19 protein-coding genes are annotated in these 17541 nt (G+C 55.5%); 13 read left to right on the forward strand and 6 right to left on the reverse strand.

Going from position 1 to position 17541, the window contains the following annotated elements; genetic code table 11:
- Nucleotides 1-6 precede the first annotated feature (6 nt).
- The 6 genes from sdhD to GKR98_08730 all read right to left on the reverse strand — a co-directional run bounded on the left by sdhD (nucleotide 7) and on the right by GKR98_08730 (nucleotide 3811).
- Nucleotides 7-378, reverse strand: coding sequence for a succinate dehydrogenase, hydrophobic membrane anchor protein (sdhD, locus tag GKR98_08705; protein QMU58266.1), 372 nt, complete (start codon nucleotides 376-378; stop codon nucleotides 7-9).
- A 12-nt stretch (nucleotides 379-390) separates the two neighbouring features.
- Nucleotides 391-774, reverse strand: coding sequence for a succinate dehydrogenase, cytochrome b556 subunit (sdhC, locus tag GKR98_08710; GenBank protein QMU58267.1), 384 nt, complete (start codon nucleotides 772-774; stop codon nucleotides 391-393).
- 164 nt (nucleotides 775-938) lie between these two features.
- Nucleotides 939-1364, reverse strand: a complete 426-nt coding sequence (locus tag GKR98_08715) for a hypothetical protein (GenBank protein ID QMU58268.1) — start codon at nucleotides 1362-1364, stop codon at nucleotides 939-941.
- Nucleotides 1361-2392, reverse strand: coding sequence for a hypothetical protein (locus GKR98_08720; GenBank protein QMU58269.1), 1032 nt, complete (start codon nucleotides 2390-2392; stop codon nucleotides 1361-1363). The genes GKR98_08715 and GKR98_08720 overlap by 4 nt, the downstream gene beginning before the upstream one ends.
- 4 nt (nucleotides 2393-2396) lie before the next feature.
- Nucleotides 2397-2957, reverse strand: coding sequence for a hypothetical protein (locus tag GKR98_08725; GenBank protein ID QMU58270.1), 561 nt, complete (start codon nucleotides 2955-2957; stop codon nucleotides 2397-2399).
- Nucleotides 2954-3811 (reverse strand): CoA ester lyase, encoded by an 858-nt coding sequence (locus GKR98_08730; protein QMU58271.1) that lies wholly within the window; start codon nucleotides 3809-3811, stop codon nucleotides 2954-2956. Before GKR98_08730 ends, GKR98_08725 begins: the two co-directional genes overlap by 4 nt.
- 234 nt (nucleotides 3812-4045) lie before the next feature.
- Here GKR98_08730 and GKR98_08735 point away from each other — a divergent pair, with 234 nt between their 5' ends.
- From GKR98_08735 to GKR98_08795, 13 genes are all read left to right on the forward strand, one after another.
- Nucleotides 4046-4354, forward strand: coding sequence for a hypothetical protein (locus GKR98_08735; GenBank protein ID QMU58272.1), 309 nt, complete (start codon nucleotides 4046-4048; stop codon nucleotides 4352-4354).
- Between the two features lie 250 nt (nucleotides 4355-4604).
- Nucleotides 4605-5567: a malate dehydrogenase gene (mdh, locus tag GKR98_08740; protein ID QMU58273.1), complete on the forward strand. Its 963-nt coding sequence runs from the start codon at nucleotides 4605-4607 to the stop codon at nucleotides 5565-5567.
- A 4-nt stretch (nucleotides 5568-5571) separates the two neighbouring features.
- Nucleotides 5572-6393 (forward strand): hypothetical protein, encoded by an 822-nt coding sequence (locus GKR98_08745; protein QMU58274.1) that lies wholly within the window; start codon nucleotides 5572-5574, stop codon nucleotides 6391-6393.
- Nucleotides 6394-6401: 8 nt separating this feature from the next.
- Nucleotides 6402-7190 carry an FkbM family methyltransferase gene (locus GKR98_08750; protein QMU58275.1) on the forward strand — a complete coding sequence of 263 codons (789 nt, stop codon included), beginning with the start codon at nucleotides 6402-6404 and terminating at the stop codon, nucleotides 7188-7190.
- A 267-nt stretch (nucleotides 7191-7457) separates the two neighbouring features.
- On the forward strand, nucleotides 7458-8651 hold the full coding sequence (gene sucC, locus GKR98_08755; GenBank protein QMU58276.1) for an ADP-forming succinate--CoA ligase subunit beta: 1194 nt from the start codon (nucleotides 7458-7460) through the stop codon (nucleotides 8649-8651).
- Nucleotides 8652-8712: 61 nt separating this feature from the next.
- Complete coding sequence (locus GKR98_08760; GenBank protein QMU58277.1) at nucleotides 8713-9381, forward strand: methyltransferase domain-containing protein; 669 nt, start codon at nucleotides 8713-8715, stop codon at nucleotides 9379-9381.
- Between the two features lie 129 nt (nucleotides 9382-9510).
- Nucleotides 9511-10392: a succinate--CoA ligase subunit alpha gene (sucD, locus tag GKR98_08765; GenBank protein QMU58278.1), complete on the forward strand. Its 882-nt coding sequence runs from the start codon at nucleotides 9511-9513 to the stop codon at nucleotides 10390-10392.
- A gap of 7 nt (nucleotides 10393-10399) precedes the next feature.
- On the forward strand, nucleotides 10400-10690 hold the full coding sequence (locus GKR98_08770) for a hypothetical protein (protein QMU58279.1): 291 nt from the start codon (nucleotides 10400-10402) through the stop codon (nucleotides 10688-10690).
- Nucleotides 10687-13650, forward strand: a complete 2964-nt coding sequence (locus tag GKR98_08775; protein QMU58280.1) for a 2-oxoglutarate dehydrogenase E1 component — start codon at nucleotides 10687-10689, stop codon at nucleotides 13648-13650. The genes GKR98_08770 and GKR98_08775 overlap by 4 nt, the downstream gene beginning before the upstream one ends.
- Before the next feature lie 5 nt (nucleotides 13651-13655).
- The gene (gene odhB, locus GKR98_08780; GenBank protein ID QMU58281.1) at nucleotides 13656-15173 is read left to right on the forward strand and encodes a 2-oxoglutarate dehydrogenase complex dihydrolipoyllysine-residue succinyltransferase; all 1518 of its coding nucleotides are present in this window, start codon (nucleotides 13656-13658) and stop codon (nucleotides 15171-15173) included.
- Nucleotides 15174-15179: 6 nt separating this feature from the next.
- The gene (locus GKR98_08785) at nucleotides 15180-15419 is read left to right on the forward strand and encodes a hypothetical protein (protein ID QMU58282.1); all 240 of its coding nucleotides are present in this window, start codon (nucleotides 15180-15182) and stop codon (nucleotides 15417-15419) included.
- 114 nt (nucleotides 15420-15533) lie between these two features.
- On the forward strand, nucleotides 15534-15920 hold the full coding sequence (locus GKR98_08790; GenBank protein ID QMU58283.1) for an MAPEG family protein: 387 nt from the start codon (nucleotides 15534-15536) through the stop codon (nucleotides 15918-15920).
- Between the two features lie 185 nt (nucleotides 15921-16105).
- Complete coding sequence (locus GKR98_08795) at nucleotides 16106-17494, forward strand: dihydrolipoyl dehydrogenase (protein QMU58284.1); 1389 nt, start codon at nucleotides 16106-16108, stop codon at nucleotides 17492-17494.
- The last annotated feature ends 47 nt before the right edge of the window (nucleotides 17495-17541 follow it).

Below are 17541 nucleotides of genomic sequence, written 5' to 3' on the forward strand. Positions count from 1 at the left end.
AAGTCCTTAAAGCGCGATTTTTGCGATAGCGAAGAGGCCGGTGGCGGCCGCGCCGTAGGAAAGGCAAATCGTGAGGATGATGATGATCTTGCGGGCCAACCCGTGGACGTAGTCTTCGAGCAATGCCTGCACACCGTTTTTGAAGTGCATGAAGCCGACCACAAGGGTCAGGGCTGCTACGATCGCCGGGAATGGTCGGGCGAAGTATTCGGTGACGGCCTCGTGCGATTGGCCAGTCATGGGACCGAATGTGAAGATGAAAAGCGGCACGAGGATGAGAAGCGCCACCGAAGATTTGGTCATGGACCAGTGGTGGTGGGTGCCTTCGCGGGCGGAACCCATGCCAACGGCGCGTTTCAGATCGGTCATATAAGCCATGTCAGCGCCCCCTCACACGAACAGAATGGTGACGACGGTCAGGACGACCGAGCCGATGATAATGGCGATGCCAAGATTTTCGGCGGTTTCAACTTCAAGGCCGCGACCGGTGTCCCAATAGAGGTGCCTAAGTCCGGCCAGCAAGTGATACCAGAGCGCCCAGAGCGAAAGCGTCATGACCAGATCACCGAACCACGAGGTGATGATGCCGTCTGCGATTGCGAAATACTCCGGCGATGTCGCCGCAGCCAGAAACCACCAGACAACTAGCAGCGCGCCGACCAGCAAAGCGTTGCCGGTGATGCGTGTCAGGATAGATGTCATCGAAGTAAGTTGCGGACGGTAAATCGTCAGATGCGGTGACAGAGGGCGATTGCCTCGGTTCACGTCGGCCATTGGTGGCTCCTTCATGCGAAACGCTTTTGTCATGGATAACAAAAACTACGGGGGAGTCACGCCCCGCAACGACGGTGGACGGCATCTTTTGGCCGTTTGGGGCAGAAAGTGGCCGCAAGCGTGATCACACGGTAGATTTGTGTGATCACGAAAAGCGCGTGTTGCTACTTCAATTCGTCCAGCACGCCGGAAATGTTGGTGTTGTAGTTGAACTCGATCATACGCACTTCGCCGTCGATCTTGGCACCAATCAAAAGGACGGCCATTGGGGCATCGTAACCTTTTGGAAAAAACAGAACCATGTCCTGATAAAAGCCCGGGTCTTCCCTTCGTTGCAAGATAGTTGTGCAGCGGTCGTAGCCTTCCGGAAAAAGCTCGTCGAGTTTGCCGAAATAGCCGTCGTAGTTGTCTTTCAGGTCCGGAAAGAAGTTGCCCACAATGCGCGTGAAGGTTCGGTAGTCACCACTTTTGAAAGCTGTTTTCGCCGTTTCGAACATTGGGATGTCGCTGCTGGTGTCCTCACCGCAGATGGCGGCAGCCGCAGGTGATGCCAAAAATACCGAAGCAACAATTGATAGAATTCGCGTCATGCGGGCATCAGAACCCAGTAGTCGAGGTCAAGCAAGACCCCAGGTGCGTATTTGCCAGTGTCGGCTTTTAACTCAAACGGCGGCAGATCGGCTTTGTGTGCGACAAGGCGAAGGCGCACTGCGGTGATACCGGGGGCGGTGGTTTCGGCTTTGTCGAGGATTTCGGACCAGGCGGCGACTGTGTCACCTGCAAAGCAAGGACCCGCGTGAGTGCCGCCGTTCAGGGCGACGATCATTTGGGCATTGGCGAGGCCATTGAAGCTGAGCGCGCGAGCCAGAGATATGACGTGGCCGCCATAGATAAGGCGTTTACCGTCTTCTCGGTTTGTGGCGTCGAAGTGGACCTTGGCGGTGTTCTGCCAGAGCCGGGTGGCGAGCATATGCTCGGCTTCTTCCACGGTGACGCGATCGACATGGTCGATCTTTTCACCAATGTCGTAGTCGCTTGCGCGGTGCGGTTCCCCGGCGAGGATGAAATTGTAGTTGGTGAAGTCGAGACCATTAGGGATGACCAAATCGTCCGCAGTGAGCACCGATTTCAACTCTGGTATAACGGGATTGGGCGCGGGCCTTGCAAGGTTACCTTTGCGCACCATTGCCCAGCGGACGTATTCCAGCGCCGGCTCGCCCGCTTGGTTACGACCAGTCGTCAGCACCCAGACAACTCCGTTCTTGCCGCTGGAGTTTTCTTTAAGCCCGATGACATCGGATGTTGCTGTCAGCGTGTCACCTGGGAAAACCGGTTTCAGCCAACGGCCTTCGGCATAGCCGAGGTTGGCCATGGCATTCAGAGAGATATCCGGGACCGTCTTGCCGAAAACTGAATGAAACGTCAGCAGATCGTCCAGCGGAGCCGGGTTGAGACCGCAATTTTTTGCGAATTCGTCCGATGAGTGGAGCGCATGTCTGGCGGGATAAAGCGCGTGATAGAGGGCGCGTTCGCCACCTGAAATTGTGCGTGGGACGGCATGCGCAATCGTTTCGCCCAAGCTGTAGTCTTCGAAGAAACGACCTGGATTGGTTTTCATGTGATCAGCTACCGAACGGGAAGTAGCCGAGCCAGGTGTGGATACCTGCGATGATCGCGAACAGAACCAGAGTGATGACACCTAGCTTGATGTCGCCCTGAGCAGTGCCGGGTTCGGGTGGTGTCCAGTCTGGGACTGCGCGATTGATCAAGACCATCTGCGTGTAAGCCCAGACCGTGATACCACCGAAAAGGACAATGGACGCCAAGTCTCCATTCGCGAAAAGATGCGCAACGCCCCAGACGATGGCACCTGTCAACATAGGATGCCGAAGAGTGCCGTTGAATCGGCTTTTTGAACTGCCAAGGCCCATAAGTGCGACCGCGAACAACATCATCAGGTTGTTCACGTGGCGCAGGAATGACGGCGGCTCGTAGACAGAGACGAAGGGCGCGGCCCGATAGCCGATAACCATTAGGACGACAGAAAGCAGAAGAACTAGAGCAACAACCCCTTTCGAGCCGTCACCCAAGCGATCAGTTAGGCTTTGCCGGGCATTGGGTGACAGTCGTTTGAAGAAATGGGCGGCGGTCCAGAGGATCAATCCAAGAATTAGAAGGGTCATGCGTTCTCTCGTTTCGCGATGGCGTCTGCTTTTTGCAAAAGCACGCGTGCGGTTTCGATATGCAGGTTCTCGACGATTTTACCGTCGACCACAGCGACACCTTCGCCGCGCGCAGTCGCCTCGTCAAATGCGGCGATCTGACGGGTGGAGATGTCGATTTGATCGGCGGTTGGAGCGAAGACCTGATTGGTGGCGGCGATCTGGGCCGGGTGGATCAGAGATTTACCGTCCATGCCCAGCGCCCTGCCCTGTCGGCATTCGGCATTCAGGCCGGTTTCGTCTTTGAAGGCGTTAAAGACACCATCAACACAGGCGATCCCAGCGGCTCGGGCAGCAGAAAGACAGGTTTGCAATGCCATCATCATAGCCAGACGGTCGCCGCCGGTTTCGCAACCGACATCTTTTGCCAGGTCGTTTGTTCCGAGAATGAACCCAGCAACCATTTTATGGTCAGCAATAGATAGGGCGTTCAACACGCCGCGTGGCGTTTCCATCATACACCAGATCGGCACATCTGGAAGGATCGCTGACAGTGCGTCGACTTGCGCGGGATCATCGACTTTGGGCAAGAGAACGCTGTCGCAATCCATGGATGCAACTGCGCGCGCGTCGTCCTGGCCCCAGAGAGTATCGAGAGCATTTATGCGGACAAGTTTTTGCCTGTGACCATAGCCGCCTTTCGCCAGTTCGGCGGCCAATTTCTCTCGCGCGGCGATTTTTTCATCGGGCGCAACAGCATCTTCCAGGTCGAAAATGATGGCGTCGCACGGCAAATTGTGCGCCTTGTCCAGCGCCCGTGCATTCGAGCCTGGAATGTAGAGAACCGAACGGTAGAGCGCCGTTTCTGTCGTCATGATTCGACCTATGAGCAATTTTATTGCGCGGAACCTGCACCTTGACGCAGCAATCTGCAAGCATTTTCGCCGCAACGCAGCATTTGGGTGCTTCGGAACAGGTGTTGCGCGCCCCGGGAGCTGCGCACGCACTGTTAATCAGTTTTAGGGTTTGGCTGACGAGATTGGAGTCAGAGATCGCGTGACGGTCTGACACGGCAACGGGCCTAAAGTGAACCGGGTCCAGAAAGGCAACTGATGAAGACCATAATTGCGATGGCAGCATTTGCGACAACAGTTATAGCGACGACCACAGCCTCGGCCCAACAGAACTGCGCGCCCCGTGCTGCCGTGATCGAGCAATTGGCGGGGAAGTATGGAGAGAGCAGACAGGCCATCGGCATTGCCAGCCAGGGCCGTGTCGTCGAAGTGTTCGCGTCTGAAGAGAGTGGCAGCTGGACCATAACGGTGACCCTGCCCAGCGGCCTGACCTGTCTGGTGAGCGCGGGCGACGCCTTTGAGCTTTTGACCGAAGACCTGCAACCGGCGGGTATCCAGAGTTAAGCCAAGTCATCGAGGTGGTCGTTTCTGCCGAATCCCCCTTGGCATTTGCGGTAGCAACCATGACCAGGATCACATGTAAAAGGGTTCTGCTCGCCAATTCCGGGAGTGTGCTGGCCGCTGTTGAACCTTGTGTTTCTTGACCCGCGCGCACCAGAAGTGTCGCAGTGTGGCGTTCTGCCTTGCGCGGGTCGGCAAGTGTGTCTAGGCATCGGTTCCGAACCTGAACTCGCATTCGGATCGGAGAACCCTCATGTCCAGACCCAAAATTGCCCTTATCGGAGCCGGCCAGATCGGCGGCACCTTGGCCCATCTCGCAGCGATGAAAGAACTTGGCGACGTCGTATTGTTCGACATCGCCGACGGCACGCCTCAGGGCAAAGCGTTGGACATCGCCGAGGCTGGACCTGCCGAAGGTTTCGACGCGTCAATGAAAGGCACGACAAACTACGCCGATATCGCCGGAGCTGATGTCTGTATCGTTACTGCTGGTGTGCCACGCAAGCCGGGCATGAGCCGCGACGACCTGTTGGGCATCAACCTGAAAGTCATGAAATCGGTTGGCGAGGGCATCAAAGCCCATGCGCCGAACGCTTTTGTCATCTGCATCACCAACCCGCTGGATGCCATGGTTTGGGCATTGCGTGAGTATTCAGGGCTGCCCCGCGAAAAGGTTTGCGGAATGGCCGGGGTTTTGGATTCGGCGCGTTTCCGTCACTTCCTGAGCCTGGAATTTGAAGTTTCGATGAAAGACGTGACTGCATTTGTTCTAGGTGGTCATGGCGACACTATGGTTCCGCTTGTGCGCTATTCAGCAATTGGGGGCATTCCTTTGCCTGATCTGGTGGACATGGGCTGGACGACGCAGGAAAAAATGGACGCGATTGTTCAGCGCACCCGTGACGGTGGCGCCGAGATCGTTGGTCTGTTGGGCAATGGATCGGCCTATTACGCGCCTGCGACCAGCGCAATCGAGATGGCCGAGGCTTATCTGAAAGACCAAAAACGGGTTCTGCCATGTGCGGCTTATGTCGACGGCGCATTGGGCCTGAAGGGCATGTATGTCGGTGTGCCGACCGTGATCGGCGCAGGCGGTATTGAGCGGGTCATCGACATTAAGATGTCCAAAGACGAGCAAGCCATGTTCGATAAATCGGTTGACGCCGTGAAGGGGCTTGTCGAGGCGTGTAAAGGCATCGACGGAAACCTCAGCTAAGTCGGTGTCACTGACGCCCATTGATCCTGATCTGCCTACGATTTCAAGTCTTTGGGTTGGAAATCGGCTGCGCTGGTATGATCGGCTTGGATTGGCGTCATTTCGTGCTCAGGGGCATCGGGTAAAGCTGTATTCCTATGCACCGGTAGAGAATATACCTGAAGACATTGAGACGGCCGACGCCAACGAAATATTCGAACCAAGCCAGGAGCTGTTCGACCAGACAGCTCCTGCATATATCGCGGATATCTTTCGCATCTTTTTGATGTCAAAGACCGATGAGGTCTGGTGCGACACTGATTTAATTTGTGTGAAGCCTATTACCTGGCCCGAACACCGCTTCATCGCCGGCCGAACCGGCGAGAGGAACCAAGTCAACAATGCGGTAATGCGGCTACCCCATGGTTCGGCCACTCTTGCGCTGTTGCATCAAGCCGTCACGGACCCCGAGTTTGTTCCGCCTTGGCTTCGTCCGCGTGGACAGAACCGCGTCTCTGATATTCCGCCCGAGAATAAGTTGGTCGGGATGTATAAGGAACGAAGAATAATTCTGGGACCGATGGCCATAACTCATGGGTTGTTGGATTCCGGTGAGTTCGAACATTGCGCACAACAAGAGGTGTTTTCGCCTGTTTATTGGACCCTGGCCGATCTTCCATTTAACTCCAAGCCCAGCATGGAGTTCTGGATGACAGAAAAAACGTGTACTGTTCACTTGTGGAGCAGTTTGATGCGGGCGCACCACAAGTCGAATCCTCCGCACTCCGAGTCTTTCATTGGTCAGGCATTGCAGAGTGTCGGCCTGGAATTCGAAAAGCCTGAGTAGGATCAACATTGGCCGCAGACGCCCGACATTTTAAACGCGCGCATCGCAGGTTACTGCAGGCGTCTCAGGACAGTTTGCCGGGTTTGGTTTTTGATCTGGTGGAGTCAAAAGCACGCGCTGCGGGCCGTCGTCCAAAGTATGTTCAGGTTGGCGCCCATGACGGGTTTCTCGATGACATGATGTATAGTCATGTAGTCCGCGGGACCTGGGACGCGTTGTTGTTGGAACCTGCGACTGAACCTTTTGCCAGATTGCAAACTCTGCACAAAGACCGCCCATGGGTGAAATGTTTGAATGTCGGTGCATCTTCTAAATCTGGAACTTTAACTCTTCATACTTTGGACCCTCAAGCACGCGATCGATATCCAAAATGGGTTCCCGGTGCGGCATCGCTGGATCGCGACACTTTTTTTCGGTTGATGTCGATGCGGCGCGACAATGCCGACCCGAACGACATCGTTGAAGAAAAGATCGATTTGCGGCGGCTGGATGACATTTTGGTTGAACAACATGCCTTGGATGCAGACGGGTTGATTGTGGATGTCGAGGGCCATGAGGCAGATGTTTTTGCCGGAGCACGCTTTGACCAGTTTAGTCCCGAGTTCATCCTATATGAGAATGTTCATTTGGACGACGCGACTGACCGCCGTATTCGCGACCAGCTTGAAGCGGCTAATTATGTTGGGTTTCGTCTGAGCAAAGATACGCTTTGTTTAAACCCATCGCTGCTGGCTCCGGGATTGGAAGCCGCGTTGGCTAATCTTGGGGCAGTATCCTGGCAGAATTTGAAGTCCTAACGGCGATGATGGAGAATGCTTTTCAACGCGGCAATTAAGTTGTCGTGTTCCGGATATCGGCATTCGCTTTCACGCCAGGCCAGCTGGCAAAAATCAGGGATTCGCGAATAATTCCATTTTGCGGCGGCTTTGTGATCACACGATATAATGGTGTGATCACAAAATTCGGAAATATTCGCAAATCCATGCCAGCAAGGACATTTTCGTTTCACAACCCGGACATCGCGTGCCAACAATTCCAATGAAAAGCCGTCAAGGAGACCCCAAATGAATATCCATGAGTATCAGGCAAAAGCATTGCTGCGCAGTTACGGGGCCCCTGTTTCGGACGGTCGCGCGGTATTGCGGTCCGAAGAAGCCAAAAGTGCAGCCGGTGAAATGGACGGCCCGCTGTGGGTGGTCAAAGCGCAGATTCACGCAGGTGGCCGCGGCAAGGGCACGTTCAAAGAAGCCGATGCCGGTGATCAGGGTGGTGTTCGTTTAGCCAAGTCGGTTGAGCAAGCTGCTGAAGAAGCCAAACGCATGTTGGGTCGCACGTTGGTGACCAAGCAAACCGGTCCGGCGGGCAAGCAGGTCAACCGCATCTACATTGAAGATGGCGCAGGCATTCAGACAGAGATGTATCTGGCATTGCTGGTGGACCGCGGCAGTAGCCGAGTGAGCTTTGTCGCCTCGACCGAAGGCGGCATGGATATTGAAGAGGTGGCCGAGAAAACACCGGATAAAATCCTGTCGTTCAGCGTTGATCCTGCCACCGGGTACCAGCCGTTTCATGGCCGCCGGATCGCCTTTGCGCTGAAGCTGGAAGGCCAGCAGATCAAGCAATGCGTCAAGCTGATGGGCACGCTTTATTCCATGTTCGTTGAGAAAGACATGGAGATGCTGGAAATCAATCCGCTGATCGTCACCGACAAAGGCGATCTGAAGTGTCTGGATGCAAAAATGGGGTTCGACAGCAATGCCATTTATCGTCACCCGGACATCGCCGCGCTGCGGGATGAAACCGAGGAGGATGCCAAAGAGCTGCAAGCCTCGAAATACGATCTGAATTATATTGCTTTGGATGGTGAGATTGGCTGCATGGTGAACGGTGCGGGCCTGGCCATGGCGACGATGGACATCATCAAGCTTTATGGCTCGGAGCCAGCGAATTTTCTGGACGTTGGCGGTGGAGCGACCAAGGAGAAGGTGACCGAAGCCTTCAAGATCATCACGTCTGACCCGCAGGTGAAGGGCATTCTTGTGAACATTTTCGGCGGCATCATGCGCTGTGACGTGATTGCCGAGGGCGTGGTTTCGGCTGTGAAAGAGGTCGGCCTGAAAGTGCCGCTTGTGGTTCGGCTGGAAGGTACAAACGTCGAGAAGGGCAAAGAGATCATCAATACTTCTGGGCTGGACGTCATTGCGGCGGACAACCTGAAGGACGGTGCCGAGAAGATCGTTGCTGCGGTTAAGGGGTAACGGTTGGCCGAATATTCCAGCGGTTTAGACCACCAGGGGGTTCCCGGATTTGCGTCAAAATTTGAAGCGTGTGTTTGAAGACAAGGACTGGTCCGAGGGTGGCAAGCACCCGCGTTCGGGCGTTGGATCCAGTCTTGCTCTGACCGCGCGCATTCGTGAGGCATTGCCGGGTTTGTTTGACCGCTACGAAGTCCAATCCTTTGTTGACGCGCCCTGTGGCGACTGGAGTTGGATGCAGGAGGTTGATCTGCAAGGCGTCGATTATGTCGGTCTGGATATCTCGGAAAGTCTGATTGCCGCGAACCAGGCCGCCTATGCACGCGACGGCGTCTCTTTTGCGGTGGCGGATGTCACCTCTGACCCATTACCCAAGGCCGATTTGTTCATGTGCCGCGACTGCTTGTTTCATTTGAAATACTGGCTGCGCTGGGAGTTTTTCCAGCGCTTTGTCGCCTCGGGGTCGCGGTATCTTTTGACAACGATGCATGCAGTCGAGGCCAACCGGAATGTGCGGGATAATGGGCGCTTTCAGGCGTTCAACCCGACCAAATCGCCGTTTGATTTCCCTGAACCTGTCGAGGCCGTTGTAGAAACAGCAACGCGCAACGATGCGGGCGATCTGGTTCCCGTGGATGCACCAGGCGGTGAGCGTTGGATGGCAATCTGGTCGCTTGAGCAGGTGCGTAAAGTAGTTGCGCGTTTCAACATGGAAACGGCGGCGGCGGGATGATGCAAGTCTTGATCACAAAGCCCACTTCAAGCGGCATAGACAATCGGCAGGATCGTGCATCAGGCTGGTTTGGAATTGAATTGAATATGAACACGAAGCGGCCCCAGCCGCGCAACCAAGGAGCCTGATATGGCAGTCCTCGTAGACGAAAACACGAAAGTCATCTGTCAGGGATTCACCGGCAGCCAGGGCACGTTCCATTCCGAACAGGCGATTGCCTATGGCACGCAGATGGTTGGTGGTGTGACGCCCGGCAAAGGCGGACAAACACACCTGGAGCTTCCGGTGTTCAACTCCTGCCACGAAGCGGTGGCAAAGACCGGGGCGAATGCATCCGTGATTTACGTGCCGCCGCCGTTTGCGGCTGACTCAATTTTGGAAGCGATTGATGCCGAAATTCCATTGGTGGTTGCGATCACTGAAGGCATTCCGGTGCTGGACATGATGCGTGTGAAGCGGGCGCTGGAGACATCCGACACGATCTTGGTCGGGCCGAACTGTCCGGGTGTGATTACGCCGGACGCCTGCAAGATCGGGATTATGCCGGGACACATCCACCAGCGCGGGTCGTGCGGGGTTGTCTCACGCTCGGGCACCCTGACTTATGAGGCGGTGAAGCAGACCACGGATGTGGGGCTGGGACAGTCGACATGTGTGGGTATTGGCGGCGATCCGATCAAAGGGACCGAGCATATAGATGTGCTGGAGTGGTTCCTGGCGGATGACGAGACGCAGTCGATCATCATGATCGGTGAAATCGGTGGCTCTGCTGAGGAAGAAGCGGCGCAGTTCCTGGCCGATGAGAAGAAGAAGGGCCGCTGGAAGCCAGTCGCTGGATTTATTGCCGGTCGCACGGCACCTCCGGGTCGTCGTATGGGCCACGCTGGCGCGATTGTTGCTGGCGGCAAGGGCGGCGCGGACGACAAGATCGAGGCCATGCGCTCGGCCGGGATTGTTGTTTCCGAGAGCCCGGCGGGTCTTGGTGAGGCGGTGCTGGAGGCGATTGGGTAGACCACTAATGACGCTGCGAAGACTAATTATCTTTTTGGTTGGGCTTGCGGTTTCGACCGCCGTTGGCATCGCAGCCTTTGGCCCAATCATTCAAACAAATTACTTTCGCACAGACATCGGCAGTGAATCCGAAGGATTGTTCTCTTCTAACTCACCGACTGATTTTTTCGAAACTATCGTAAACTGGCCATTATTGGCTTTTGTTGCCGCAGCACTGCTGGCAGCAGCTTGGCTTGTTAAAGCCGTAATTGAAGACCTTAGAAATACTACTTCTAATAGAAGTGAGGATTCATCATGACCGACCAATCTCCAAACGATATCTTCAAGGCCTCGTCATTCCTCCAAGGCCACAATGCCGAGTATATCGAGCAGCTTTACGCGCGATATGCCAATGATCCGAATGCGGTGGATGAGGCATGGCAGGCGTTCTTTCAGGAACTGGGGGACGCTGGGGTTGAGGCTCAGGCGGAAGCCGCCGGGCCAAGCTGGGCGCGTGATGATTGGCCGCCTCAGCCATCTGATGAGTTAACGGCAGCGCTGGATGGGCAGTGGGGATCGCTGGGAGCCAAGGAAGCGGCTGGGGCTGCAGGCAAAATCAAGGCGAAAGCGGCTGAGGCCGGGGCTCAGGTCAGCGAAGATGCAATTAAGCGGGCTGTATTGGACTCAATCCGGGCGCTGATGATCATTCGAGCCTATCGTATCCGGGGCCATCTGGTGGCCGATCTGGATCCGCTGGGAATGCGCGATCAGACGCCACATCCTGAACTTGACCCGAAGTCTTACGGGTTCACTGAAGCCGACATGGATCGGCCGATCTTTATTGATAACGTATTGGGGCTTCAGATGGCCTCGATGCGGGAAATCCTGGCGATTGTTAAACGGACCTATTGCGGGACCTTTGCGCTGCAATACATGCATATCTCAAACCCTGCTGAAGCATCGTGGTTGAAAGAGCGCATCGAGGGTTACGGCAAGGAAGTGACCTTTACCAAGGAAGGTCGCAAGGCAATATTGCGCAAAATGGTCGAGGCCGAGGGTTTCGAAAAATTCTTGCATGTCAAATACATGGGCACGAAACGTTTTGGATTGGATGGGGGCGAAAGCCTGATCCCGGCGATGGAACAGATCATCAAGCGCGGTGGTGCGTTGGGTGTGAAGGACGTGATCATCGGGATGCCGCACAGGGGCCGGTTGAGCGTTTTGGCGAACGTGATGCAAAAGCCCTACAAGGCGATTTTCAACGAGTTTCAGGGCGGCAGTTTTAAGCCTGAGGATGTCGATGGTTCGGGGGACGTTAAGTATCACCTTGGGGCTTCGTCAGACCGCGAATTCGACGGCAATTCGGTGCATTTGAGCCTGACCGCAAACCCATCGCACCTTGAGGCGGTGAACCCGGTTGTTCTGGGCAAGGTGCGGGCCAAACATGACCAGAAGAAGGACGATACGCGCACGACGGCTTTGTCGATCCTGCTGCACGGAGATGCGGCATTTGCAGGTCAGGGCATCATCGCCGAGTGTTTTGGCCTGTCTGGGCTGAAAGGGCACAAAACTGGCGGCACGATCCATATCGTAGTGAACAATCAGATCGGATTCACGACGGCACCGCACTTTAGCCGGTCATCGCCATACCCGACCGACATTTCTTTGATGGTGGAAGCGCCGATTTTCCACGTGAACGGTGACGACCCTGAGGCGGTTACACATGCCGCGAAGGTGGCGACCGAGTTCCGCCAGAAGTTCGGCAAGGACGTCGTGCTTGATATCTTCTGCTACCGTCGGTTTGGTCACAATGAGGGCGACGAGCCCATGTTCACCAACCCGATCATGTATAAGAAGATCAAAAAGCAGAAAACAACGCTGTCACTTTATACAGATCGTCTGGTGAAGGATGGTCTGATCCCCGAGGGCGAGATCGAGGATATGAAGGCCAGCTTCCAGGCCCTGCTGAACGAAGAGTTCGAGGCCGGGAAAGTTTACAAGCCGAACAAAGCGGATTGGCTTGATGGTCGTTGGTCGCATCTGGACAAGGGCGGTGAGAACTATCAGCGCGGTAAGACCGCCATTGCCAAAAAGACTTTTACTGAAGTCGGCAAAGCGCTGACGTCAGTGCCGGACGGTTTCCCGATGCATAAGACAGTTGATAGGTTGCTGGAAACCAAACGGAAGATGTTCAGTTCGGGCGAAGGGTTCGACTGGGCGACAGCAGAGGCATTGGCGTTTGGATCGTTGCTGACCGAGGGTTATCCGGTGCGTCTGGCGGGTCAGGATTCGACGCGCGGCACGTTTAGCCAGCGGCACTCCGGGATCGTCAATCAGGAGACCGAAGAACGCTATTATCCTTTGAACCACATTCGTGAGGGACAGTCACATTATGAAGTGATTGACTCGATGCTGTCGGAATATGCGGTGTTGGGTTTTGAATACGGCTATTCGCTGGCGGAGCCGAATGCATTGGTTCTGTGGGAAGCTCAGTTTGGCGATTTCGCCAATGGCGCGCAGATCATGTTCGATCAGTTCATCTCATCCGGCGAACGCAAGTGGCTGCGGATGTCTGGGCTGGTGATGCTGTTGCCGCATGGCTTCGAAGGTCAGGGACCTGAACACTCGTCCGCGCGGCTTGAGCGGTTCTTGCAGATGTGTGCGGAGGACAACTGGATCGTCGCCAACTGCACGACGCCGGCGAACTATTTCCATATTCTGCGCCGTCAGATGCACCGCGACTATCGCAAGCCGCTGGTTCTGATGACGCCGAAATCTTTGCTGCGCCACAAGATGGCGGTTAGCGATACCGAGGATTTTGTGACCGGGTCCAGTTTCCACCGGGTGCTTTGGGACGATGCCCAGAAAGGGCATTCAGATACGAAGCTGGTGGCAGACAGCAAGATCAAGCGCGTGGTGATGTGTTCGGGCAAGGTTTACTTTGATCTGCTGGAAGAACGGGACGCCCGCGGCATTGATGATGTCTATCTGATGCGGGTCGAACAGTTCTATCCGTTCCCGGCGCAGTCCATGGTGACTGAACTGAAGCGGTTTAAGAATGCCGACTGGGTCTGGTGTCAGGAAGAGCCGAAGAACCAGGGCGGCTGGTCCTTTATGGAGCCGAACATCGAGTGGGTTCTGACCCGCATCAAGGCAAAGAATACACGGCCAAAATACGCTGGACGGTCAGCGGCGGCATCGCCTGCCACGGGCCTGGCATCGGCGCATAAATTACAACAACAAGCGCTGGTGAATGATGCGCTGACACTGGAAGGGTAACCATTATGGCAACCGAAATTCGCGTGCCCACCTTAGGGGAAAGTGTAACCGAGGCGACGATTGCCACCTGGTTCAAAAAGCCGGGCGACAGCGTCGACGTCGATGAAATGTTGTGCGAGCTTGAAACTGACAAGGTGACGGTTGAAGTACCTTCGCCTGCTGCCGGCGTATTGGCCGAGATCGTCGCGGCAGAGGGTGACACGGTTGGCGTTGATGCCTTGCTGGCGACACTGAACGAAGGCGATGGTGCGGGCGCAGCCCCGGCACCAAAAGCAGCGCCTGCCGCAGCCCCTACTGCAAAGGCAGACGCCGGTTCTGGCGGTGGCGGTTCCGTTGACGTGATGGTGCCTACCCTGGGCGAGAGCGTGACCGAAGCGACTGTATCGACATGGTTCAAGAAAGTTGGCGAACCAGTTTCTCAGGACGAGATGCTGTGTGAGCTGGAAACGGACAAAGTTTCGGTCGAGGTTCCGGCCCCAGCGTCGGGAGTGATATCGGAAATCCTTGCAGCTGAAGGTTCGACCGTGGAAGCGGGCGGTAAATTGGCGGTAATGGCAGCCGGTGCTGGCGCAAGTGCTGCGCCTGCGGCAGCTCCAGCCGCCGCAGCCCCTGCCCCGGCTGCTAGTGGCGGAAAAGACGTTGAAGATGCCCCATCAGCCAAGAAGTTGATGGCAGAGTCGGGTTTGTCATCCGATGCTGTCACCGGCACAGGCCGCGACGGGCGGATCATGAAGGAAGACGTGCAAAAGGCGCTGGCCAATCCGGCACCGAAGGCTGCCCCGGCAGCGGCGGCACCGCGTGCGCCAGTGGCTGCGGACGATGTGGGACGGGAAGAGCGGGTGAAGATGACCCGCTTGCGCCAGACCATCGCCCGCCGTCTGAAAGATGCACAGAACAATGCGGCCATGCTGACCACCTACAACGAGGTGGACATGTCCGAGACGATGGCGCTGCGTAAAGAATACAAAGAGCTGTTTGAGAAGAAGCACGGCACCAAACTGGGCTTTATGTCGTTTTTCACCAAAGCATGCTGTCACGCGCTAAAAGAAGTGCCCGAGGTGAACGCCGAGATTGATAGCACGGACGTGGTTTATAAGCACTTCGTCCATATGGGCGTGGCAGTTGGCACACCGAACGGGTTGGTTGTTCCGGTGGTGCGCGATGCTGATCAGATGGGTTTTGCGGCGATCGAGAAGAAGATTTCTGAGCTTGGTCTGCGCGCCCGTGACGGCAAGCTGTCGATGGCCGAGATGCAGGGTGGCACGTTCACAATATCGAACGGCGGAGTTTACGGTTCGCTGATGTCATCGCCCATTCTGAACCCGCCGCAGTCGGGTATTCTGGGGATGCACAAGATCCAGCAGCGGCCTGTGGTTGTGAACGGCGAGATCGTGATCCGCCCGATGATGTATCTGGCGCTGAGCTATGACCACCGGATTGTGGACGGCAAAGGGGCGGTCACCTTCCTGGTGCGCGTGAAAGAAGCACTGGAGGATCCACGGCGGTTGCTGATGGATCTGTAGAACGCCATGTTTCTGCGACTTAAACTTCGCAAAACTGGCGAATACGCCATGATCAATATGAGCCATGTCATCCGGGTCGAATTCGGCGACGAAAGCGACCCGGAGAACCCGTGGTGCAAGTTGATTCACTTCCCCGAGCAACCGGGGGCTGATGGCCGCCCCCTATTGTCAAAGACCGAAATTGCGATGTCTTTTGACGAAGTCTCGATGTTGTTATCGGGACGTTGGATGACCGATCCGATGTAACTTTGCGTTCGTGCTCTTTGCCTGGGCAACTTTCTATCCAGATCCCGCGATTTTTTCGCTCATTCCACATTTGTGGTAATCTTCGACCGTGCATCCAATGGAAGGGAGCAAGACATGTCGAGTGAATTATCCATTCTGGCTTTGTATGGTCTTTTGACGGTCGTAATCATTGTTGTTCAGGTGACTCTGGCAATCCCGAAGATGGGTTTGCCGTATCTGGCGACGCCACGCGACGAACCGCGCGAGTTGGACGGTGTGGCGGGGCGTGCGCTGAGATGTCTGAACAATTCGGTAATTGCCATGGCGCTGTTCGCCCCGGCGATCCTGATATTGCAAGCCAAAGGCGCTTTCAGCGACACGACGTTGCTGATGGCGCAGATATTTCTGATCGCGCGCGTCCTGTATGTGGGCATCTATTTGGCTGGCATTCCCTGGCTGCGCACCGGGGTCTGGGGTGTCGGCGCGATTGCAACGGCTTATCTGTATATTTTGGCAATCTGAAACAGCGGTCGGCAGTTGGATTCGGGGTTTTCCCCGACAATATGCCGACCCTTACGCCTAAGCTGTCGTTTTCGAAACGTGAATGCTGCCGGAAATCCGCTTTCTTAACCCAATAACCAGCTTGCAGACAGAACGCGGGGGCATCATCCTGTGGTCAACAAGCATATCCGAACCGGAGATTTTTCATGGCAGATTATGACGTAATAGTAATTGGCGGCGGCCCGGGCGGTTATGTGTGCGCAATCAGATGCGCACAGTTGGGGTTGAAGACGGCCTGCGTCGAAGGGCGAGAGACGTTGGGCGGCACCTGCTTGAACGTCGGATGCATCCCATCCAAAGCACTGCTGCACGCCACCGAGATGTTGCACGAAGCCGAAACCAATTTCTCGAAAATGGGTTTGGGTGTTCCCAAGCCGAAAGTCGATTGGAAGGCCATGCTTGGCTACAAGCAGGATACCATCAACGCAAACACCATGGGCATCGAGTTTCTGTTCAAGAAGAACAAGATTGATTGGCTGAAGGGATGGGGTTCAATCCCCGAAGCGGGCAAAGTCAAGGTCGGGGACGAAGTTCACAACGCTAAGAATATTGTCATTGCAACCGGGTCCGAAGCCTCGAGCCTACCTGGTGTTGAGGTGGATGAAAAAGTTGTCGTGACATCGACCGGTGCACTTGAACTTGGCAAAATTCCAAAGTCGATGGTCGTTATCGGCGCGGGTGTGATCGGGTTGGAACTTGGATCGGTCTATAAGCGTCTTGGCGCAGAGGTGACCGTTGTCGAATTCCTGGACGCTGTGACACCGGGCATGGATGGCGAAATCCAAAAAGTGTTCCAGCGGACGCTGAAGAAACAGGGCATGAAGTTTGTCATGGGGGCCGCTGTTCAGAAAGTGGCCGCGACCAAGACCAAAGCCAAAGTCACCTACAAACTGAAGAAGAACGACAAGGAAGAAACCATCGAGGCCGAAACCGTTCTGGTGGCTACCGGGAGGCGACCGTTTACCGATGGTCTTGGATTGGAAGCCGCTGGCGTAGCTGTGTCGGATCGCGGCCAGGTGCAGACCGACGCGCATTGGGCAACCAATGTTAAAGGCATCTATGCCATTGGCGATGCGATCACCGGCCCAATGTTGGCGCACAAGGCCGAAGACGAAGGCATGGCCGTTGCAGAAACTATTGCCGGTCAAGCTGGGCATGTGAACTATGATGTGATCCCTGGGGTGATTTACACCCATCCCGAAGTTGCAAACGTTGGGCAAACCGAGGAACAGCTAAAAGACGCCGGTCGCGCCTATAAGGTCGGGAAGTTCAGCTTCATGGGCAATGGCCGTGCGAAAGCGAATTTCGCTGCGGATGGTTTCGTGAAAATCCTGGCGGATAAGGAAACAGATCGCATTCTTGGAGCCCATATTATTGGCCCAATGGCTGGTGATCTGATCCACGAAGTTTGCGTTGCTATGGAATTTGGCGCCGCTGCCGAAGATTTGGCAAGGACGTGTCATGCGCATCCGACTTATTCGGAAGCGGTGCGCGAGGCTGCGTTGGCGTGCGGCGACGGACCAATCCACAGTTAAAAGCCGTTCATATTTGAATTTGGAAGGCCGGGCGCATTGCCCGGCCT

This window comes from Boseongicola sp. (assembly GCA_014075275.1).
Classification (GTDB): domain Bacteria; phylum Pseudomonadota; class Alphaproteobacteria; order Rhodobacterales; family Rhodobacteraceae.